Annotated in this window: 20 protein-coding genes; 19 read left to right on the top strand and 1 reads right to left on the bottom strand. The window is 50.9% G+C overall.

Translation table 11 applies throughout. The features are described 5' to 3' along the window. Positions 1–44: 44 nt before the first annotated feature. From SBI19_RS07190 to SBI19_RS07100, 19 genes are all read left to right on the top strand, one after another. Entirely contained in the window at positions 45–1,436 is a 1,392-nt protein-coding gene (locus SBI19_RS07190; protein ID WP_317966483.1) for a bifunctional folylpolyglutamate synthase/dihydrofolate synthase, read from the top strand. 7 nt (positions 1,437–1,443) lie between these two features. Then, on the top strand, positions 1,444–2,826 hold the full coding sequence (murC, locus tag SBI19_RS07185; RefSeq protein WP_317966481.1) for a UDP-N-acetylmuramate--L-alanine ligase: 1,383 nt from the start codon (positions 1,444–1,446) through the stop codon (positions 2,824–2,826). Positions 2,827–3,074: 248 nt separating this feature from the next. Further along, entirely contained in the window at positions 3,075–4,223 is a 1,149-nt protein-coding gene (locus SBI19_RS07180; protein WP_317966479.1) for a copper amine oxidase N-terminal domain-containing protein, read from the top strand. 576 nt (positions 4,224–4,799) lie between these two features. Beyond that, positions 4,800–5,486 carry a hypothetical protein gene (locus SBI19_RS07175; RefSeq protein WP_317966477.1) on the top strand — a complete coding sequence of 229 codons (687 nt, stop codon included), beginning with the start codon at positions 4,800–4,802 and terminating at the stop codon, positions 5,484–5,486. A gap of 5 nt (positions 5,487–5,491) precedes the next feature. After that, positions 5,492–6,790 carry an oligosaccharide flippase family protein gene (locus SBI19_RS07170; RefSeq protein WP_317966475.1) on the top strand — a complete coding sequence of 433 codons (1,299 nt, stop codon included), beginning with the start codon at positions 5,492–5,494 and terminating at the stop codon, positions 6,788–6,790. After that, on the top strand, positions 6,787–8,010 hold the full coding sequence (locus SBI19_RS07165; RefSeq protein WP_317966473.1) for a glycosyltransferase family 2 protein: 1,224 nt from the start codon (positions 6,787–6,789) through the stop codon (positions 8,008–8,010). The genes SBI19_RS07170 and SBI19_RS07165 overlap by 4 nt, the downstream gene beginning before the upstream one ends. 32 nt (positions 8,011–8,042) lie before the next feature. Next, positions 8,043–8,957, top strand: a complete 915-nt coding sequence (locus SBI19_RS07160) for a decaprenyl-phosphate phosphoribosyltransferase (protein ID WP_317966471.1) — start codon at positions 8,043–8,045, stop codon at positions 8,955–8,957. A 34-nt stretch (positions 8,958–8,991) separates the two neighbouring features. Further along, complete coding sequence (locus SBI19_RS07155) at positions 8,992–9,384, top strand: divergent PAP2 family protein (RefSeq protein ID WP_317966469.1); 393 nt, start codon at positions 8,992–8,994, stop codon at positions 9,382–9,384. A 185-nt stretch (positions 9,385–9,569) separates the two neighbouring features. After that, complete coding sequence (locus tag SBI19_RS07150; RefSeq protein WP_317966467.1) at positions 9,570–11,039, top strand: SPOR domain-containing protein; 1,470 nt, start codon at positions 9,570–9,572, stop codon at positions 11,037–11,039. A gap of 61 nt (positions 11,040–11,100) precedes the next feature. Further along, positions 11,101–11,343 carry a DUF4321 domain-containing protein gene (locus SBI19_RS07145; RefSeq protein WP_317966465.1) on the top strand — a complete coding sequence of 81 codons (243 nt, stop codon included), beginning with the start codon at positions 11,101–11,103 and terminating at the stop codon, positions 11,341–11,343. 77 nt (positions 11,344–11,420) lie between these two features. Next, on the top strand, positions 11,421–12,056 hold the full coding sequence (locus SBI19_RS07140; protein WP_317966463.1) for a Maf family protein: 636 nt from the start codon (positions 11,421–11,423) through the stop codon (positions 12,054–12,056). 70 nt (positions 12,057–12,126) lie between these two features. After that, positions 12,127–12,816 (top strand): RadC family protein, encoded by a 690-nt coding sequence (gene radC / locus SBI19_RS07135; protein ID WP_317966461.1) that lies wholly within the window; start codon positions 12,127–12,129, stop codon positions 12,814–12,816. A gap of 47 nt (positions 12,817–12,863) precedes the next feature. After that, complete coding sequence (locus tag SBI19_RS07130; RefSeq protein ID WP_317966459.1) at positions 12,864–13,889, top strand: rod shape-determining protein; 1,026 nt, start codon at positions 12,864–12,866, stop codon at positions 13,887–13,889. 84 nt (positions 13,890–13,973) lie between these two features. Then, complete coding sequence (gene mreC / locus SBI19_RS07125) at positions 13,974–14,837, top strand: rod shape-determining protein MreC (protein ID WP_317966457.1); 864 nt, start codon at positions 13,974–13,976, stop codon at positions 14,835–14,837. Continuing rightward, the gene (mreD, locus tag SBI19_RS07120) at positions 14,834–15,361 is read left to right on the top strand and encodes a rod shape-determining protein MreD (RefSeq protein WP_317966455.1); all 528 of its coding nucleotides are present in this window, start codon (positions 14,834–14,836) and stop codon (positions 15,359–15,361) included. Before mreC ends, mreD begins: the two co-directional genes overlap by 4 nt. Positions 15,362–15,462: 101 nt before the next feature. Next, positions 15,463–16,128 (top strand): septum site-determining protein MinC, encoded by a 666-nt coding sequence (locus tag SBI19_RS07115; protein ID WP_317966453.1) that lies wholly within the window; start codon positions 15,463–15,465, stop codon positions 16,126–16,128. 5 nt (positions 16,129–16,133) lie between these two features. Further along, positions 16,134–16,928, top strand: coding sequence for a septum site-determining protein MinD (gene minD / locus SBI19_RS07110; RefSeq protein ID WP_317966451.1), 795 nt, complete (start codon positions 16,134–16,136; stop codon positions 16,926–16,928). A 7-nt stretch (positions 16,929–16,935) separates the two neighbouring features. Next, positions 16,936–18,081 (top strand): FtsW/RodA/SpoVE family cell cycle protein, encoded by a 1,146-nt coding sequence (locus SBI19_RS07105; protein ID WP_317966449.1) that lies wholly within the window; start codon positions 16,936–16,938, stop codon positions 18,079–18,081. Between the two features lie 117 nt (positions 18,082–18,198). Next, a complete protein-coding gene (locus SBI19_RS07100; protein WP_317966447.1) occupies positions 18,199–19,158 on the top strand; it encodes a D-2-hydroxyacid dehydrogenase in 960 nt (319 codons plus the stop codon). 97 nt (positions 19,159–19,255) lie between these two features. On the opposite strand, the gene SBI19_RS07095 is transcribed toward SBI19_RS07100, so the two are convergent. Continuing rightward, positions 19,256–22,609 (bottom strand): X2-like carbohydrate binding domain-containing protein, encoded by a 3,354-nt coding sequence (locus tag SBI19_RS07095; RefSeq protein WP_483312252.1) that lies wholly within the window; start codon positions 22,607–22,609, stop codon positions 19,256–19,258. Positions 22,610–22,675 lie beyond the last annotated feature (66 nt).

The raw sequence follows: 22,675 nt of genomic DNA, 5'->3' as shown, positions 1-22,675 counted from the left end.
GCAATAAGTGTGTGTTTCCTCTATCAGGAAGGAAAGTGAAACAGATGAGCGAACAACGCATTGATACGGCGGCAGCGGCGGACAACGCCGCTCCGTTCTCTACATATCAAGAAGCGGCTGATTGGATTAACGGCCTTATTCCATTCGGCGTCCGTCCAGGTCTGGAGCGGATGCAGCTGCTTATGGAGCGCCTGGGCAATCCCGAACGGAGACTGCGCTTCATCCATGTAGCGGGCACGAATGGCAAAGGCTCGACATGTGCTTATTTGACGTCGGTACTGATCAAGAGCGGTTATGATGTCGGTACGTTCACATCTCCGTATATTACGAAGTTTACGAATCGTTTTCAGTATAATGGCGAGGACATTCCGGAGGACACGCTCCGCGATCTGTCCAATATGCTGAAACCGCATGTTGAGGCTATTGCAGCGACCGAGCTTGGCTCGCCTACCATGTTCGAGGTTTCGACTGCGATTGCGATTTTGTATTTTGCTAAAGTAACGTTCCCTGATTATGTGGTGTGGGAGACGGGGCTAGGCGGCAGGATGGACGTCACGAACATCGTATCTCCTGCGATTTCGCTTATTACGAATGTTGGCCACGACCATATGGATATTCTCGGCGATACGATCGAGAATGTCGCATGGGAGAAAGCCGGCATTATTAAACCAGGCGTGCCGGTCGTCAGCACGGCGACACAGCCAGAAGTCATTGCGATTCTGAAGGAGAAGGCTGCGCAGTCGAAGAGTACGCTGTACTTGCTGGGCGAGCAGTTCAACTACGAACAGATTGAGGCACAGGAAGATCGGCAGTCGTTCCGTTTCCGCGGACCGTTCCGTTCGATTGAACCGCTCGAGATATCGCTTAATGGCGCGCATCAAGTTGCGAATGCGGCCCTGACCATCATGGCGCTTGAAGTGCTTCGTCAATACAATGCGCTTCTCGTTGATGATGACCAATTGAATGATGGACTTCGTGCATCTGCATGGCCTGGCCGTCTCGAGATGGTGACGCGCAAGCCGCGGATTTTGCTCGATGGCGCCCACAATCCAGAGGGTGCTCAGACGCTGGCAGCTGCACTGAAGTCTACTTATACGTATAATCGGGCACATGTCATGATGGGAATGCTCGAGAATAAGAATCACACCGAGACTCTTAAGCATATACTGCCAATAGCGGATTCACTGATCGTGACCGAGCCTGATTTTCGCAAAAAGATGAATGCGGAGTCGTTCGGATCAATCGTTCGGGAAATAGCGGCAGAAACTGGCTCCTCGGTTAATCTCATCGTAGAGCCGGATTGGCGTGCGGCGCTCGATAAGCTTAAGCAATTAATAGGTGAAGGCGATCTTGGCGTCGTGACCGGCACGCTGTACTTGATCTCGGACGTACGCGCCGAACTGCTTCATATTACGGATTCTGAAAAAGGTTGGTGAACCGTCTTTGAATACGGCTGAACATGTGCATTTTATCGGCATCGGCGGTTACGGGATGAGCGCGATTGCGCGAGTCATGCTAGAAATGGGCTATAAAGTAACGGGGTCTGACGTTGTCAAAGGCGAGTTGGCCGAGAAGCTGGCGCAGAAGGGCGCTGGCATCTACATCGGTCACGAAGCGGACAATGTGAAGGGCTCCGATCTTGTCGTGTACTCGACAGCACTTCCGAAGGATAATGTTGAACGCCAAGCAGCAGAAGCGCTCAATATTCCAATCCTTCACCGTGCACAGATGCTCGCTAGATTGATGAATGCGGGCAAAGGGGTGGCGGTGGCTGGCGCGCACGGCAAGACGACTACATCCTCGATGATTGCGCTCGTCATGGAAACTTGCGGGATTGACCCTACTTTCATTATCGGCGGCGAGATCGTTAACGTCGGAACGAATGCGAAGGCAGGCAAAGGTGAGTATGTTGTAGCAGAAGCGGATGAGAGCGATGGATCGTTCCTGCAATACCACCCTGCCATGGCGATCGTGACGAACATCGAGCCGGATCATCTTGAAAACTATGACGGCGATTTCAATAAATTGAAGAGCGCTTATGTCCAGTTCCTTCAGCAAGTGAAGTCCGATGGCAAAGCGATCGTGTGTATCGACGATGCCAATCTGCAAGAGTTGCTGCCGCAAGTAAACAGCGGGTCGCTGCGGGCTGACCAGGTTATAACGTACGGCATTGATTGCGAAGCGCAGTATCGTGCTACGAATATTGAGCTCGGCGACCGGAAGGTAACCTTCAAGCTCCATCGCGAAGGTGCAGAGCTTGGCCAAGTTGAGCTGTCGGTTCCAGGACGTCATAACGTCTACAACGCCATGGCAACCATCATTACTTGCTTGGAAGCAGGTCTGCCATTCGCAAGCGTTGCGGATGCCATCAAACAGTTCCGCGGAGCGAAGCGCCGGTTTCATGTGCTTGGCGAGAAGAACGATATTCTCGTCATCGACGACTATGCGCATCATCCGACGGAGATTCAAGCAACGATCAGCGCTGCGAAAGCGACAGGCAAGCGGATCGTAGCGGTGTTTCAACCGCAGCGCTATACGCGCACTTATTTCCTGCTCGAGCAGTTCAGCTGCGCGTTCGGGGAAGCGGATGAAGTCATCATTACCGATATTTATTCCCCTGCCGGCGAACAGCAGATCGAGGGCGTCAGCTCCCGCAGGCTCGTGGAATTGATTATTCAGAACAGTAACGCGAACACGCACTACGTTCCGACGAAGGAAGAAGTGCTGGAGCGGCTGAAGGCTTCCATGAAGCCGGGCGACCTGATCATTACGATGGGCGCAGGCGATATCTGGAAAGTTGCCGCGGCTCTGGCGGAAAGCTTATAAGAGCTGTTTAGATAAGTGTTCGAAAGAATAAGGCTGTGGCGAACGTCGTGTTAATCGACCTCGCCACAGCCTTTTGCATGGAGCCGGCCGCTCATGTGGTCGGCCTTTTGTTGTTTTCGCACATTTATTTCCTTGATGCATCGACTATTTCTTTACAAACATTTCATCTTATTATTGTGTTTGGCTTAACATTTTGTAAGCGAATGACGATAAAGTAATAGAAAATATGGAAGGGAAGGGTTATAGAAATGAAGAAAAGTTTATCGATTTTCCTGTTATTGAGCTTGGTCTTGATGCTAGTCCCTGTGTATGCCTCCGCTGCTACTCCAACGGTAACGGTTGCGTATGACGGCAAGGCGATCAAGTTCACGCAGCCGCCGGTTCGCAAAGCGAACTTGACTTTCGTTGAGGCGAAACCGCTGTCAGCGCAGCTTGGCGCAACCTATGCGTTTGATTCGAAGTCGAAGTCGGCAACGATCAAGAAAGGCTCTACATCGATCAAGCTGACTGTGGATAGTAAAGCTGCATACGTTAACGGCGTCAAACAAGCATTGGCTGCAGCGCCATACGTCGTTAAGGGATATGTCATTGTTCCCGCTGAAATCGTTGTGAAATCGTTCGGCGGAGCAGCTGCATGGGATGCGAAGAACAGCAAGCTGAGCATCACTTCCCCGGCTGCAGTGGAAGCGCAAAGCAAGCAGAAGGCGATTAACGTAGTGAAATCGTACTTCGCTTCTATGTCCAAACAAGATCTGAAAGCCAGCAAGGCGGCATGGCTGCCGTCCAGCTGGAACGAAGAAGACGATGAAGACCTGCTTCTCGCGTTTGAAGAGCAGGCTGTTATTTTCACCGTCAACTCCGCGAATGTAACAAGCTTCACGAGTACGCAAGCTTCGATTGAAGTGGAAGTTAAGATTGATTATCCGAGCCCATATTCGATTGATGAGATCTATTTGATTACTTATAAAATGGTCAAGGATAGCGCGGGAGCTTGGAAGATCAAACAAGAAAACGTGGAAGATTACAGCTATGACCTTCCTTCTGAGCCCGTTGCAACGACTGAAGCGTTCGCATCAAGCGTAGATGCACTTGTCAATCAAATGACCGACAATTTGAATGCAGAGGACTTGGAAGCATTAAGCGGGATGTTCGCTGATGATTCCACGATTGCTGACGCAATGATCGATTTCTGGTCCTATGATTTCGATGAATATGATACGCGTTATACGCTGTCCGATCTCACGATCATCGGAGCGGATGAAGCTAAAGGTACTGCCAAGGTTCTTGTTTCATGGGATGCGGAAGATGAGGAGTATGAATATCCATACGAAGCTGTACTGTATCTGGTTCAAGACGCATCCAAACAATGGGTGATCCAAGAGGTTGTTGAACTGTAAGCAGCTGTTACAGCCAACGTGTGATTTTAAGCTAACGTAAACATACGAATGCGGAATCGAATTGTGACCCGCAAGATGGACACTTGTTGAAGTGACATCTTGCGGGTCTTTTTTCGCTTCCATGCGATTTTCTTCTATAAAGTACCAATAATGCCATCAGAAAGTCATCAAATTGCCTATAACAAACCTGCGATTCACGATAAGTTTTTCTAAGTGAAAAGTGGCGGGCTTTAATACCTGCCTAGAGCACATGTGGAGAGGAGGGATAGAAATCGCGCTGCGATAAGAGCGAGCAAGATAACCGGTTAGAAGTACATACGATAAACAGATCGCTTGTATAAGCGAATTGTGGGGAGTTAATCGTGGTAATACGGTAACGTTTTCGATATCGGCAGGGAAGTGCAGCACAGGAGAGGCAAATAACGAAGCATACGCTTCCGAAGCAAGTTATTTGCTTGCTGGAAGTGATTGCTGTGTAGTAGCAAATAACGAAGCATACGCTTCCGAAGCAAGTTATTTGCTTACTGGAAGTGATTGCTGTGTAGTAGCAAATAACTTTTAGGAGGTTTAAACAAAATGGAACTCATTCGAAAACAACTATGGCTGGTGCTCTTGCTGATCGGACTAAGCGGGTTTGCGTTTGTATGGCTGGTCATCCCGCGCGAGCCGGAAATTGAAAATGTATGGCATCTGTTGGCGAAGCTGGTCAGTTACTTGTTTATAATCGGCAGCATTTCTTTCTTCCCTAACAAGTTGAAATACGGTCATCTGATGGTTTATGTCCCATTCCTGGTGTTCCTCGGATACTTGATACCTAGAGTCAGCTTCTTCGGCGTAACGGGGAACGTAATCGTAACGAATTTTGAATCGGTCGGAGAATGGTATACGCTGCTGTACTTGCTAGTCGTTCAGATGATCAACTTCACCGTGTCCTTCGCTTACCGAATGGGCGGCGGCACGCCGGGCAAAACGATGAAAATCTCGCTTCTTGCAACCGTTACGTTGTTCTCCGGTTTTCTCGACTTGGCATTCTATACGATCAATCCGGTCGAAATTCCTGAAGAGGGTCTGATCTATGCGCATCATATTATCGTATTGACGGGCACGCCGCTCTCTTACAATGAGACGATCGTGTTCGCCCTCTGCCATCTGCCTCTGTTCCTGTTTGTGATGTGGATGCCGCTTGATCGGTGGTTCAAGCGTATCTCTGAGCGGGTGCAGAACAGAGAGCAGCAGAAGTCGGTCCCAACAATCGCATCGTAAATGTTGTGTTAGAATCCGTGATCGGCAAGGTGTTGTTGCAGGTTCGACAGCCGGGAATTGCGCGCTTTCTGAGAAATCTCGGCGTCACCTTTATTTTTAAAGCGGCATCTCTGCTCCTGACGCTTGTCGTCTATGTCATGTGTGTACGCGAGCTTGGTGTCATCACTTGGGGGCAGGTTGCGCTAATCGGCAGTGCAGCCAATATCGTTCTTATTCCGCTGACGCTTGGTTTGTATAACGGTGTCGTCAAATATGTGCCGGTCTCATCCGAGGAAGAGAGCCGGGAGCTGATGGGAACGGCTTTAGCCGCCAACCTGGTTCTGTCGTCTATCGGATCAGCCTTGCTTATTGCAGCAGGGCCGTTCATAGAGCGGTTGTTTGGATTATCATCGGCTTCATGGATCGGTGCGGTGGCGCTTGGGATGTGCATGAACTTATATATTCTGACCGAGTCGTTCCTGCGCGGCCAACAGCAGTTTGTACGACTGGGCGTCTATAAGCTGATCGGGTCGCTGCTGTTTCTGGCCGGAACGCTTACGGGTCTGTATATGCTAGGCGTCAAGTCGATGTTCTGTTATTTGATCCCGCTTATGGTTCAGCATTTGTCCTTCTTCCTTCTCACGCTGCGCAGCAGTGATCTGAGACATATGCGGGTTACATGGAAGGCGCTGAAACAATTGTTCGAATACGGTTTGTTCATCATGCTGTCTTGGCTGGTGTCCACGCTGCTGTTCTCGAGCGACTTGTTTATGATGGCAAGGTTCGGCACGGACTATGAACTGGGAGTCTATTCCGTCTATCAGAATACGATCAGAGGGCTGTGCACCATTCTGTTCCAAGACGTGTTCGCCGTCGTATTCCTCCCGATGATTGCAGGGGTAAGCAAGCGCCATGTGGATCGGATCATAGTGAAATACGCTATTCCGATTTATGCTGCAATCTGGTTTGCCGCAGCTTTATTCACTACCTTGCTCATCGTGCTGTATGGCAAAGCATTTCCTCTCGATTGGATGTACGTCGGATTGACCTCTGCAGGCATTGCAATGAATATGATGTACCTGCTGTTCACCTCCGTTATTTCATTGGATGGGGTACGGGCAGCGAGACTAGCGTTCATATCGCTCATGATTCCGATCCCGCTCATTCTCTATCTGCAATACGCCCTTGTGGAAGGCCGAGGGATGATCGGCGGAATGGCTTCGGTCGTTATATTGAACATTGGTTTGATCGTTGTATTCCGATTAACGATTCGATTCTTTTATCAATTTCAACCTGCTCCAGAGAAAGGAGTGTTGTCTAATTGATCAAATACAGCGTCGTGATTCCTACCTATAACAATAAAAGGCTGCTCAATAATACGTTGGAATCGCTCAACGACCAGCTTGGATTCGAGCAAGGCGGTTACGAGGTTATCGTCGTAGATGACGGCGGAACCGACAATACGTTACGCGAGGTGGAGAGAACGCCGAGAACGTATTCCTTCCGCTACATTTACTTGGAACGGTCAGCCGATTCTTGTCGGTCAAAGGTGCGCAATACAGGCTGGCGGCATGCAGGCGGCAGATTCGTAATATTCCTCGACTCCGATATGATTGTCTCCCGGAGTTATTTGCAAGAGCTTGATCGGTATTTTTCCAAGCATGAGGATCTGCTTGTCATTTCGTATCGGTACATGTTGAAAGATCCGGTATCCATGGAGGATGTGAGGTCGGGGAAGGTGTTCGACACTAACTATACCGCGCTCGAATATTTGGAAGCCCGCCATTTCGACAGCCAGCTCCATTCGTTCAATATTGCGGCTCTCGTGCATCCGTGGCACTGCGTCTATTCGTGCAACATGGCGCTCTCGAAGAGCAGGCTCGAGCAACTCGGAGGATTCGATGAAGGGTATAAAGGCTGGGGAATGGAAGATACGGATATCGGCTATAGATGCTTTAAGCTGGGGATGCCTATCGTTTCCCATCTTGGCATGGAAGCTTTGCATCAATATCATGGCGAGGCGTATGGCGATTTGAGGAGTCCAGAGAAAATGCTGGAGTGGGATCACAATATTATCCGGATGTTCAACATACACCCTTCTCTCAAGCGGGAGCTTCCGCGCTGGCGCATTAACCTGTCCTATTTTACCCGAAGAGTACCGCAAATGCTGATGCGCAAGGAGCGCAATCGGACGGAGCTTCATTTGACCGTACGGAATGCCGTTGAGATCCCATGGATGAAAGAACAAATTGCCGCATTGTCTGTACAGCGGGGCAATTTGATCATCGTGCACGACCAGGTGGAATCGCCGGAACTGCACCTTTGGATTCAATTGCTAGGGTTTACTCCGAGCGAAATTCGTTATTTTCCCAAATCGTATGTATTCGATGAAGCGGATATCCGTCAGTTTTTCGGGCAAGTGTTCTCTTGGCGAAGAGCGTTTATTCTCATTTATCGATGCATAAGGCTTGTTGGCAACAAGCTGGCGCGTATGTTCCATAGGTCCAATTTGCAGCCATCGGCTAAACAAGAGGTGACTCGTTGATTCCTCAAGTCAGGAAGGGGGCGGGATGAGGGATGGAGTTGGGCAAAAAGACCATCCAGTTGGACAAAAGGGTTGATTTGCTAGAAACGATCGGGCTGCTGGTACAATTGCTTCGACCTCGGCAATGGAGCAAAAATTTGCTTGTATTCGGAGCATTGGCCTTTTCCGTCGACAAGATGAACATTGCGGGCATGAAGGAGAGCGTGATCGCGTTTCTGTTATTTTGCTGCGTATCGGGCTGTGTTTATGTTCTGAACGATTACGTGGACAGAGCGGTCGACCGACTGCATCCGGATAAAATGAAGCGGCCGCTAGCTTCCGGGAGGCTTAATCCAGTCGTTGCGTTAATATTCGGCGGCGTCCTGCTCGTATGCTCGCTTACCGCAGGATTCTATCAGAATTTGCTGTTCGGACTTCTGCTTCTTGCGTATTTCGTCATGAATGTATCGTATTCGTTGAAATTGAAGCACTTCGTCATTATGGACATTATGATCATTGCCAGCGGATTCGGAATGCGGGCCGTAGGCGGGGGACTTGTGCTGGAGACGAGCTTCACCTCGTGGTTTCTGTTATGCGTCTTCTTCTTGTCGCTGTTTCTGGCAATCGGCAAGCGCAGACATGAGCTGCTTCTGCTGGAGCATGACAAGGGCTCGCATCGGAAGGTGCTGATGAACTATTCCGAACCGCTGCTCAATCAGTTATCGGGGGTCGTATCGGCCATGACGATCATGTGCTACTCGCTGTACACGTTCCTGTCGAGCCAGTCCATTTATTTGATGTGGACGATTCCTTGCGTCATCTATGGGATGTTCCGTTACCTCTACTTGATTCATGTATTAGGCAAAGGAGGCAAGCCTGAGGCGCTGCTGTACGAGGATAGAGGCATTCTGGCTTGCACGGTCGTCTACGGAATTACAGTCGTTCTTATTCTGAATTTGCAATTATAAAGGTTGTGAACACGCAATTATAGGGAGGCGGCGAATGTATTTTATTGCGCCTTTCATCGCTTGGCTTGTCGCTGGATCGATGAAATATGCCGTGAATCAAATTCGCTATGGCAATGCCAAGGAGCGGATCGGGAATGGCGGGTTCCCAAGCAATCACACGACGATTGTGACGACAACCATTATGTTGATTGGATGGAAGGAAGGCTTCGCAAGTCCGATATTCGGACTGGGCACGGCCATTCTCTTTATCGTTATCATTGATGCGACCGGACTTAGGCGTTATGTCGGGATGCATGCCCGGCATCTGAACGAGATGAGGCCAGACGGCAGCAGGCTTAGGGAGAGCGTAGGTCATAACGCGGTTGAAATAGGCGGAGGACTTGTGCTCGGGGCGCTGCTTGGTTATGCTTTGAGCTGGATCGCGTGAACACAATTTGGAAGGTTGAGCGGCGGAATAGATCCTATTCCCATGCCGCTCAACCTTTTTTATGTACCGCGTAATTGCTCACATTCGTCATAAATCTCTTATTCGGTTCATAGATTACTAGCAAAGGCTTGATTGACAAGCTTCCGAAGCTGCATCGGTATGCAGTTAGCGAAGGAGAGAGGCATATGAAACGAGACACGCGATTGACATTTCGATTCGACGGTACGGCCTCGGCGGAAGCCGATCGGCAGCAAGACACACAGCCGCTTCAGGATGATATACAGGCATTGGAACAGCTTATTCGGCATGGGCACGCTTCACGTTCAATGCCGCCGTCGACGGAACTGTCCGCAGGGAAGGACAAGCCAGTTCAAGCGGTTCCTGAGCAGGCAGAGACCCGGCCGAGCGTGTGGCATTTTCCAGAGCCGATTCATAAACCGAAACAAAATCGTGTCGAAACCGAACGAAAAATGGAGTACGCTGCGAAACGTATCGAAGCAGAGACTGCAAGCGGCGATATGACCGCACTGGATCTGATCGAATCTAATCAGTCGCTCCCGCCTTCAATCGAACAGACACAGCCCATCGTTGTCGTTTCCCCTCCTGCGGAGCAAACGCATATGCAAACGACACGTTCCTATGATTGGGGAATCGTGGAGGATGGGGCGGATAAAGGGACGGCTGGCTTTCGATATGCAGATATTAATCATATACGAAGCGCTAGGGGGCCTTCATGGCTCAAAGTATTTGCTTCGGTCGCCGGCGCAATCGCAACAGGAGCATTGTTCGGCTATATGGCGCTTGCCTTGTTCGCTGGAGAAGGACCTTGGGCTGGCGGAAACGGCGAGAAGACTTTACCGGATACCGAACAGACGACGATTTCGCTGCCGGATGCAAACGGCGGGCAATCGGGCACAAAGACTGGCAGCGGAGGAACAACGCCAGTTACGAGTAGCGACGTTTCAACGGAAGGCAAGGATCCAGCGGTATCGCCAGACAAGCAGACGGATGCATCCGCAGCCGTTGTACAGGTTGGGTTACCAGCAATGACATACCAAGCGCTCCAGTATGGCGTATTCAGCTCGGCAGAGGGAGCCGATGCAGCTGTTGCGGAGATGAAGGATAAAGGACTGGCAGCTTATCGATGGGATACGGGACAAGATTTCCGCGTATATGTCGGTATCTCGAGCGATCGAGAAGGTGCAGAATCTCTGACGGAACAGCTTGGCGGGCTGGAAGTTTATGTGAAGGCTATCGAGCTGCCAGCGATCGATTCGATGCCGTTCAATGGCGATGCAGAGCTGTTCAAGCAGTATTGGAAGCAGACAGGTGAACTCTTGGCTGTGTTGGATCGATTGACGCTTGGTCAGCTGCAGCAGAACAAGCTTGAACCATTCAGCGCAGCAGTGTCGACCGCGTGGAAGAAGATCCATGAGCAGTGGCTCACCACTTCGTCTTCTGTCACGGCCAAGCTAAGCGGCGATCAGGCGAGCGCAGCAGCGAGCCGATTGTCCCAATCGATCAACACGGCTGCCGTGTCCCTTGAGCAGTTCGATAAGAAACCGTCGGCAGCCTATTTATGGAACGTTCAATCGGCGTTGATGGGTGCTATATTCGCCGAAAAAGGGTGGCTGGATTTCAGCGCTGGATTGTAAACCATTCCGTTACGTCTTATAATGTCCATAGGTGTCATTTCATGGCGAGAGGCGTTGTAGGATGAAGAAGAACGGCTGGACCCTCCTTCTTTTTATCGTGCTCGGATTAATAACGGGCGCACTCATTGCGAAATGGTTGAAGCGAGTATCGGCGCTGTCCTTTCTAACCGATACGACAACGATCAAATGGTCGCCGGATGCGGATTTGGCTGTGCTCAGTTACGATCTAACGATACGGCTTGAATTGAGCCTGCTTAGCATTTTGTGTCTGGTTTTGGCGATTTGGCTGTTTAGGAAGTTATAGAACGGGTTAACGAATTAACGTTGATTGCTTTTAGAACCACCTCGGTAAGGGTTGTGTAGAGAGGAAGTGCCATTACAGTGGCAGCATTCGGTAACGGGTTACAATCGAATAAGTTATGTCAGCTTGTGTTGGCATCTTCGTCTCCGCGCCGGCAGGAACTGGTCGCATCTCTCGACCTGTCCTTGCCGGTTCGTATTTTATCGACGGATGCGGATGAATCCATCGAGGCTTCATGGACGCCTGCTGAGGTCGTGGAGAAGCTTGCACAGCGCAAAGCGGCAGCTGCAGCAACGCGTCTTGCAGATGAGGGAGCGGACAAGCCTTCGCTCGTTATCGGTGCAGATACGATTGTTGTATTGGATGGTGAAGTGCTGGGCAAGCCCGTCGATCAGCAGGACGCGATTGCAACGCTGGTGCGTCTGCAAGGACGCAGTCACGAAGTGTATACAGGAGTTGCTTGCATCCACACACAGGACGGAACTTCGCTGGTACGTCATCAGCGGACCCAGGTGTGGATGAAGCCTTTGACGCAGGACAGAATCGAGCGATACGTGGCTACCGGCGAGCCGATGGACAAGGCCGGCAGTTATGGCATTCAAGGACTGGGATCAACGATTGTGGAACGGATCGAGGGTTGTTATTTCAACGTCGTTGGACTGCCGTTATCGCTATTGGCGGACATGCTGGAGCCATTTGGTGTAGACGTATATTGATACGAAGAGAGGCAGACGCAAGGCTAGGATCAGGTGTAGGCTTATCATAGCTGTTTGGGAGGATCGGGACATGGAAGCGAAGGTTCAATTACTGCGCGATGTTCCCCTTGAAGAACGACCTAGAGAACGCATGATGGCACATGGGGCTGAAGCGCTGAGTCACGCCGAACTGTTGGCAATATTGCTGCGCACCGGTACGAGCCGGGAATCGGTAATGGAGCTGGCCAATAACATTCTTAAGGAATGCGGCGGACTTCGATATCTGGTAGATGCAAGTTTGGAGCAGCTAATGAATGTTCGTGGAGTCGGACCGGCCAAGGCGCTTCAGCTGAAAGCAGGGATCGAGCTCGGCAGACGAATGGCGGCTGCAAGATTCGGAGACCGACCAGTCATAAAGCGGCCTGCGGATGCATCTGATCTTATTATGGAAGAGCTTCGTTATCAAACCGTCGAGCACTTTATGTGCTTATTTCTGAATACGAAAAATCAGGTTGTGGCGCGCGAGACCTTGTCTGTTGGTACGCTTAACGCATCGCTTGTTCATCCGCGTGAAGTGTTCCGTGAAGCGATCAAGCGTGGAAGCGCAGCGATCATATGCGCGCATAATCATCCGAGCGGAGACCCGACCCCAAGCCCCGAAGATATCGCATTGACGCGGCGTTTGCGTGAAGCAGGAGAGCTCGTTGGAATTGATGTGCTGGACCATCTTATTATCGGAGATGGAAAGTATGTTAGTTTGAAGGAGCGGGGTTTGTTGTAATATAATAATATGGATTGTCGTTATGAAGAGAAGGGAGCTTTACAGTTATGTTTGGTGGATCGAAAGATTTAGGAATCGACCTGGGTACTGCGAATACTTTGGTCTATGCGCGAGGTAAAGGAATTGTTGTCAGGGAGCCGTCCGTGGTGGCCCTGCATACCGATACGAAGTCGATTACAGCAGTTGGCGAACAAGCGAAGAAAATGATTGGCAGAACGCCCGGCAACATCCGTGCGATTCGTCCGATGAAGGACGGCGTTATTGCCGACTTCGAGACGACTGCTACAATGATCAAGCATTTCATTAAGCAAGCACAGAAGCAGCGTGCGCTGTTCCCGCGCCATCCGAATGTGATGGTATGCGTGCCATCCGGCATTACAGCCGTTGAGAAGCGTGCTGTTGAGGATGCTACCAAGCAAGCAGGCGCGAAGGAAGCTTATACGATTGAAGAGCCGTTCGCGGCGGCAATCGGTGCGGATCTTCCTGTCTGGGAGCCAACGGGCAGCATGGTCGTTGACATCGGCGGCGGCACGACGGAAGTTGCTGTTATTTCGCTAGGCGGTATCGTTACGAGCCGATCGATTCGCGTTGCTGGCGACGAGATGGACGAAGCGATTATTCAATATATTAAACGTCAGTACAATTTGATGATCGGTGAGCGCACGGCTGAACAACTGAAGATGGAGATCGGCTCCGCGCTTCCGCTCGAGAAGACGGAAACGATGGAAATTCGTGGACGCGACCTTGTGACGGGTCTGCCGAAGACGCTGCCGATTACGTCGGACGAAATGACGGATGCATTGACGGATACGGTTAATTCGATAGTAGACGCAGTTAAGATCACGCTGGAGAAGTGCCCGCCTGAATTGTCTGCTGACATTATGGACCGCGGTATCGTTCTGACAGGCGGCGGCGCCCTGCTGCGCAGCCTCGATAAACTGCTGGCTCGCGAGACGGGCATGCCGGTTATCGTTGCCGAGAATCCGCTCGATTGCGTTGCAATCGGCACGGGACGCGCGCTCGATAACATTCATCTGTTCAAGAGCAGAGCATCGGGCCGTTCGAAGCGCTAATTGTTCAACGTACCTAGTATGGCATCGCCTGCTGGGCATCGATCTATTTTAACTTAATCGGCGGTGATTGGACTGTTTAATCTGATGAGAAACAAGCGGTTGTTCTTCCTCATGATCGGATTGATCCTGTTCATCGCAGCGATCGGGTTCTCACTGCGCGACAGACAGCTGTCGGCGCCTGAGAAGTTCGTCAATGACTCTGTCGCCTATGTGCAGCAATGGTTGTACAAGCCCGCTGGCTATATAGCGGGCTTCTTTGAGGATATTGGCAACATCCGATCTCTGCAGGAAGAGAATGAACAGCTTCGAACGACTGCCGCTGCCTACGCAAGGGACAAAATCAAGTACAATGTCATCGAGAAGCAGAATGCGGACTTGGAACGTGATCTGAAGTTTACGGAGCGTCAACGCCAACTGAACGATTATGAATATTTGATTGCGCAAGTGGTGTCGGTCAGCTCGGATCCTTACAATCCAACAATCAAGATTGACCTTGGTTCGGAGAACGGCATCAAGGAGAATATGGCGGTCGTAACGGTAGACGGCCTGATCGGCATTATCTCCAAGGTATCGGCATTCTCCTCGAACGTTGAACCTATAACGTCGCTTGATGAGAAATCGCCGAACTCGAAGGCCATTTCGGTTACGGTTCTCGGTAGAGAGAAAGAATCTTTCGGCATTATCGGGACATATGATCAAGAGAACGGGCGATTTGAGATGACCCGTATTCCAGAGAACGATCCAATGATCGTTGGGGACACGGTTGTCACATCGGGACTTGGACGTGTGTTCCCCAGCGGCCTAATCGTCGGAACGGTGGAGACGACACCGCAAGCTGGCGATTTCGGCTTGACGAAGGTAGCATCGGTCAAACCGCTTGCCGACTTCAATCGACTGACAGAAGTGTTCGTCGTGAAGATGACGGACAATGAGGAAGGTACGCCATGACGATCGGTCGATTAGGCGTCGTCATGTTTTTGCTTTTTGTGATCGAGAGTACGTTGGTGCCCTGGTTCATTCCATCCTCTCTGGCAGGACGGCTATACCCGCATTTCACCTTCGTATTCGTGCTGTATGCGGCATTATATGGTACTCGGCATAAGGCGCTGATGCTAGGTCTGCTGTTCGGCCTGCTGCAGGATGTTGTGTTCTATGGCAGTCTGCTTGGTCTTCATTCATTTGCTATGGGTCTTATTGGCTATGTAACCGGACTTCTGCTAGAGAAGAAGAAAGTTACGATGATGAGCGCATTGTTCACGATTGCGCTCTCTTGCATGGTCTATGAGCTTATTATTTTTGCAGTCTACCGCGTGTTCTGGTTTACGCGAGAATCGCTCAGTTATGCTATGGTTAATCATATTCTGCTGAGCACCTTCTTACAGCTTGGCTTCGCGCTGGCTGCCTATGTGCCGGCTAGACGTTGGGTACAAAGTGCCATTCCTGTACGTCAACCGGAGAAGGAAGAAGAATGAGCAGACCAGAAACTTTATAAATTCTTATCAGCTTAAATACAGTTCGGCAGGATTCGGGGCATGTCGAAAAGAAAAGAAATAGATCATGGGAGGGACGAACGTTGACCGATAAACAACATATTACGATCAAAGGTGTTAAAGATGGTCTCGTGTTCATTCTCGACGATCGCTGCGAATTTTCGGCATTGCTCGACGAGCTGCATTATAAGTTGGAGAAAACACACCAACAGCTGTTAACCGGCCCGCTCATGCACGTCAACGTTAAGCTTGGCAGCCGTGAGACATCAGAAGACGAGAAAGAACAAATCAAGTCCGTGCTGAGACAGCAGGGCAACCTGCTTGTGCAATCGATCCAGAGCGATGCGGAACTGCAATCGCAGACGGAGGTTGATCAGCAGGAGCTTAAGGTTATGTCAGGCATCATTCGATCTGGACAGGTAGTCACGCACGATGGCAGTCTGCTGCTGCTAGGCGACTTGCATCCCGGCGGTTCGATTATTTGTACAGGCGATATATATGTGATGGGAACACTCGCTGGTATGGCTCATGCGGGATCGGAGGGCAGGACGGATGTCATTATTGCAGCCTCGCTGCTTAAGCCGACGCAATTGCGAATCGCGGAAGTCATAAGCCGGCCGCCAGAAGAATGGTTGACTGGCGATGCTGCGATGGAATACGCCTTCCTCCAGGAAGGTGTCATGCAAGTCGATAAAACGACTCAATTGTTCCGTATGAGAAGAGAACCGCTCGTGTATAAAGGAGTGTAGAGATTATGGGAGATGCGATAGTCGTAACTTCGGGGAAAGGCGGCGTTGGCAAAACAACGACGTCCGCGAATGTAGGAACGGCGCTTGCGCTGCTCGGCAAAAAAGTGTGCATGGTCGATACCGATATCGGTCTTCGCAACTTGGACGTCGTGATGGGACTTGAGAACCGAATCGTATACGATCTGGTCGATGTCGCAGAAGGCCGCTGCCGTCTGCAGCAGGCGCTTGTGAAGGACAAACGGTTCGAAGAGCTGTATATGCTTCCGGCTGCCCAGACGAAAGATAAGCATGATGTAACGCCGGAGCAGGTGCGTGACATCGTATTGGAGCTCAAGAAAGAATTCGACTTCGTCATTATCGACTGCCCTGCCGGCATCGAGCAAGGCTTCCGCAATGCGGTAGCCGGCGCCGACCGTGCCATCGTCGTCACGACGCCAGAGAATGCTGCTGTTCGTGATGCTGACCGCGTCATCGGCTTGCTGGAACAATCGCAAATTTCAGCGAAGCTCGTCATTAACCGGATTCGTCCAGCTATGCTCAAGACCGGCGATATGCTCGAGATCGACGAGGTTTGCCAAGTGCTTGCGATCGATTTGCTCGGCATTGTGCCAGATGATGAGAAAGTGATCAAGTCTGCGAATGCAGGCGAACCGACGGTCATGGATCCATCATCGCGCGCTGCGATTGCTTACCGCAACATTGCTCGTCGTATTCTGGGTGATATGGTGCCGCTTATGCCGCTCGATGAGAAATCAGCCGGCATGTTCAAGCGCTTCCGCAAGTTTCTGGGAATAGGATGAGCTTGCAGTGATCAATAAACTTAAGAAAATGGATTGGGGCATTATACTGATGCTGCTTGTGTTTATGTGCATCAGTACGCTAATCGTACACAGCGCCACTTCGTACGATCCCAAATATGCCACGTATGATACAAAGACGGTTATCTTTTATAGCGTTGGAATTTGCGTTGTTTTCATGATTTCGATGATTGACTATCGGCTGCTGCTCAAAGGCTGGCTCATCTGGTATGGACTTGGTTTAGTTCTGCTCGTGCTCGTTTTCTTCCTCGGTGCGGAAATTAACGGTGCGCGAGCTTGGTTCAAACTGGGTGGACTCAATTTCCAGCCTGCGGAGATGGTTAAGATCGTCTTGATTATAGGAATTGCGCATTTGATGGGCAGACGCCAAGGGGAAACGCTGAACTTGACAAGCGATGTACTGCCGATTGCCGCGTTCTCCATCGTGCCGTTCCTATTGGTCATGATGCAGCCCGACTTGGGCAACGCCATCATCTATATCATTATCGTTCTCGGAATGCTCTGGATCGGTAATGTCAAATATACGCACGTCATGATCGGCGTGACGGCTGTCGTAGGCTTCTTGCTTATATTCGGTACATTGTTCAATACGTACAACGACGAGATTAAGACGTATATGATCGACCATAATAAGCTGCACTGGTATGAGCGGATCAACGGATTTATGAATCCGGGCAACGCTTCGGAGAGAGAAGTGTATCAAGCGACCAAGGCGAAGATTGCAATCGGTTCTGGCGGGTTGTCCGGCGATGGATACTTGCAGGGCGATTCCAAGAATAACGCCTTCATCTCGTACCCTTACTCTGATTCCATCTTTGTCGTTGTCGGCGAGGAGTTCGGGTTCCAGGGCTCGGCCGTGCTGCTGTTGTTATACTTCTTATTAATTTACCGGATGATTCTAATAGCCTTCCAGTGTTATGACAAACGGGGGTCGTTCATGATCATTGGTATCGTCTCGATGTTTGTATTCCAGATTTTCGAGAACATCGGAATGATGATCGGACTCATGCCGATTACCGGTATTACGCTTCCGTTTGTCAGCTACGGCGGTACGTCGCTGCTGCTCAATATGCTCTGTATCGGACTTGTGCTCAGCATCAAGCTGCATCAGGAGAAATATGAGCTCGACACATAAACGGTGTCCATGCGATATAGGGATGACTTTTGAATGCTCAAAAGTCGTCCTTTTTTCTATTCAATAGGAACTTTATTAGGAATTAAAGGTGAATGCGGCTTGCAAAGGAGAATTTAGATGAATATCGTTGTACTGGATGGCTATACGCTTAATCCTGGCGATTTGAATTGGGATGCATTCGAAGCATTAGGGCAAGTAACCGTATACGATCGTACGGATTTGGCTCAGGTCGTTGAACGTGCGCAGGAAGCGGATGTTATTCTGACGAATAAAACACCATTAAACGCGGATATGATTGCTGCGCTCCCAAGGCTGCGTTATATCGGCGTGTTGGCGACGGGCTATAATATCATTGATCTGCCGGCTGCCGCAGCGAAGGGCATAACGGTGACGAACATTCCGGATTACAGTACGATGTCCGTCGCCCAGCTCGTATTTGCGTATGTGCTGGAGCATTGTCACCACGTGCAGCGCCATAGCGATGCGGTTCAAGATGGACAATGGAGCAGAAGCGAGCACTTTATGTTTGCGAATTATCCGATGTTCGAGCTGGCCGGGAAAACGATCGGCATTGTGGGATTCGGACAAATCGGTCAGCAGGTTGCCCGTCTTGCAGTGGCCTTCGGCATGAACGTACGGGTGAACAGCCGGACGAAGAAGCAAATCGCAGGGCTTGAAGCGGTGGAATTCACATCGCTTGAGCAATTGCTCGCAGCGTCAGACTATGTGACGCTTCATTGTCCGCTGACAGAGCAAACGCAGCGGCTAATCAACAAAGATACGATTCGTCTGATGAAAACCAATGCATTTCTTATTAACACAGCCCGCGGCGGACATATTGCCGAGGAGGAGCTGGCAACAGCGCTCAATGAGGGGCGCATTGCAGGTGCCGCTGTCGATGTGCTGTCGGTGGAGCCTCCTCCGACCAGTAATCCGCTGATTGGTGCGCGTAATTGTCTTATCACGCCTCACATCGGATGGGCTACGTATGAAGCAAGACAACGATTGATGGCGATTGCAGCGAATAATCTAGCCCAGTACCAAACAGGTACGCCGATCAATCGCGTTTATGGTTAAGATTGAAGTTGTGAGCCAATAGAAAAGCCGCCCTCGTTTCAGCTGTATATCAGCTGAAGCGAGGGCGGCTTGTTTTTGATTTCAGTAGAGCTGCTGCTTACGGTTCAATTCCCCAAGTAAGCGTACCGGACGTGTAGCCTGTCGTCTTCGTCCAATCCACGTATGCAGTTGAAGTGGAGTTGTACGAGTAGTCGTCCGTTTGTGTATAGTTCGACCAGTCGGATTTATTGAACCGGATTTGAATATCAACGCTTTGTCCCGCAGCAACCGTCCCTGCTGCACTTGTGAAGCCGATCTCCAGGTACGTATCGGCATTCGTCTTCGCTGTTGGCATCGTGACGAATGTGCCCGTGATGTTCGCGCTTCCGATCGAAGCCCAGTCAATCGCATAAACTTGCGATTGCGTGCCGTTCGATGTGTAGTAGTAGCGAACCTTCACATCAGCTAGGTTAAGCGCGGTCGTTCCTGTATTCGTAATACGAATACGCGGATTGATCGACACGGCAGAAGCGGAAGTTGAACCGTTGAATGCTTGTACCTTGAACGTACCTGTTGCGGCCGAAGTAGTATCGGTGACGGTTACTGCAAGCGTTGCAGCAGAGCCAGCGCTGAAGTTGAACGTCAATGTCGTTGTTCCGACAGCCTGCGCAGCAAGGTAGCTCTTCTTAATGGTTACAGCACTGCCGGAGACCGTATAGTCCGTTCCGGATATAAGCGTTGCAGAACCATTCTTAATGTTTGACAGCGTATTGCCATTCAGCGTCATCGTTACCGCGATATCGGCCTGGTTGGCTGTCTTCTTATCGAAAGAAGCGGTTGTCGGCGTAATCGTCGAGTTGCTTACAGTGGAAGTGGTATCAACGACCGTTACCGCAAGCGTCGCCGCAGAGCCGGCACTGAAGTTGAACGTCAGTGTCGTTGTTCCGACAGCTTGAGAAGCAAGGTAGCTCTTCTTAATTGTTACTGCGCTTCCGGAGACCGTGTAGTCCGTGCCGGACACAAGCGTTGCAGAACCATTCTTAATGTTCGACAGCGTATTGCCATTCAACGTCATCGTCACAGCGATATCGGCTTGATTAGCTGTCTTCTTATTGAAAGAAGCGGTTGTTGGCGTAATCGTCGAATTGACTGGCGTGGTCGTTCCGCCTGTTGGGTCTGCGTAAAGAATGCCGCGACCGTTCGTACCAAGATAGACACGGCCATAAATACGCGGATCGCCTGTAATAACGGTCGGGCGTCCATATTGATGCTGATCATCATTGATTCGTACCCACGTTGCGCCAGCATCGTTAGAACGGAAGATGCCTCGAACGCCATCGATCTTCGCAATCGTATACAGTGCCATATACGATGAACCCGCTGCCGCTTTACCGAATCCGATTCCATCTGCTTCGGTTACGTTAGACAGCTTCGTAAACGAAGCGCCGGAGTTCGTCGAATGCCACAGACCATACGGACCTGGATTGTCGTTGCCGCCGGCGAACCAAATGTCGCCTTCAATTCCCGGTACCGCTTTAAGATTGGCAGAACCGCTGAGCGGCAGTCCCGTTGCTGCGGTCTGTGCGAATGAAACGCCGCCGTTCTTACTCAAGTAGAGAGCGCCAGCTGCGTAAGCATAGATTTTGTTCGGATTGACGCGGTCGGAAGCGACTTTGGCACCTGCAGGCACGCCAGTGCTTGCCGTCCACGAGTTGCCGCCTGTCTTCGAATAGTAGACGCCTTTGTCCGACGTACTCCAGACGATCGAGCTTGCATCAGCCGCAACAGCTACCGTACCGCCGCCTGTCGTGCCGGAAGGCTCCGAGTTCGTTTTGTACCAATTCGTGCCGCCATCCGTCGAGATAGCAACAGATTTCACCGTTGCATCAGCCTCATAGTCAGCCATGCCAACCCGTACGATATAACTCGGAGTAAGCTCCGCATAGTCGATGCCATAAGTGGTGGACCAGTGAGGGCTTGTGAATACTTTGGTCGGCGGCGTCGTCAGGCTGTCATGACGGAATCCGGCAATATCGCCAAGCGCGCTTATTAGCGGTGCGCCAGAAGGCGGGCTGATCAGTCCAAGCACAGCGGTTTCTTCGATACCTTTGGCCATAACCGACAGCTTCACTTTACCGCCTGTGTCGAGTGCGGTCAGATTCGTCGTGCCATAAATCGTTGCGCCAGTGCCGTACATCATACGGTCGGAGTTGAATGGATCAATCTCAATATCGTCCATCATCCATCCGAGCTTCGGCGATACATCTGGCATCGATGCGGTGACGCCCATATCAAGCCATGGAGCCCCGGTAATATCGTGCGTGTAGTTCAACGTACGGTTAGGATAATTACCCCATACCCAGAACGTCGACCATGTTGCGCCACCATCGCGGCTGCGGTAAATCTGGCCATCCGGCCACCACATGTTAAGCGCAGCGACGATCAGCGTGTTAGGATTTTGCGCATCGACGGAAATGCCGCCGTAGCCGAAGTAGTTGTCCGATGTATTGCTGCTTGGAACCGGGCTGATATTCGTCCATGCGCCGGTAGCGGTGTTCAGCTTCCACACATCGCCTTTCGTTCCGTCATAAGGGCCTGCGCCGTCGCTGTACGTAATGTACAGATTGCCGTTGGAAGCAAGCTCGCCATGATGCGGGATATAGCCTGTTGGCTGGCCAGCTACGGCGGCCCAAGTCGTACCGCCGTCTGTGCTCTTATAGACGCTTGTCCCTTTGTCAGCGACACCGACGTAGATCGTCTGCGTAGCATTGCCGGATGTGCCCGTGCTCGGGTCGAATGTGATCCACGATAGACCAACAATATCGCCGCCATACACGTCGCCAGGCGTTTGAATGTAAGTGCCTGCATTCGTGAATGACGTAACTTTCGACCACGTTACGCCGTAGTCCGTACTTTTCCACAGGCCATTGCCGCTCCGAGCGCCGTAGAAGAGGACGCTGTTCTTATTCGGGTCGATGACGAGCCGTTCGCCCATTCCGCGGCCAGGCATATTGCCGCCTACTTTGAACGGAAGAGAAGTGACTGCCCACGTATTGCCGCGGTCAGTGGAGCGCATAATTTGACCATTGCCGTCCCAGTCGTTCGTGTACATGCCGGTTGCAAGATACAAACGGTTAGGATCGACAGAGTCTGTCGCAAGAGCGTCAACGCCGTTCTTATTCCAGTCGACCCAGCCAGCGGAGTCCGTGATGGAATCCCAGCCGTTCGTCGATTTGTTCCAACGATAAGCGCCACCGATATCGGTGCGGGCATAGATGAGATCTTTTTCTTTTTTGTTGAAAATAATGCCTGGTACATATCCGCCGCCGCCGCCGGTAACGACATTGTTCCAATTATAAGCTTCACTTACCGCAGCGGATGCCCGCTGACTAGCGCTGAATACGAATGAGGTCGCAAGGATGGCGGTGACGAGCGAGATAATGCCAGCTTGCTTAAGCAACGATTTGAACACGAAATAACCTCCTATAAATTTTGGAATAGTGGAGATGGTGTCAGAATGAGTGTGCGTCTGTTGTGT

The sequence above is a fragment of the Paenibacillus sp. CCS19 genome (assembly GCF_033239625.1).
Classification (GTDB): Bacteria; Bacillota; Bacilli; order Paenibacillales; family Paenibacillaceae; genus Paenibacillus_T.
This window is presented reverse-complemented; position numbering and strand designations above follow the sequence as displayed.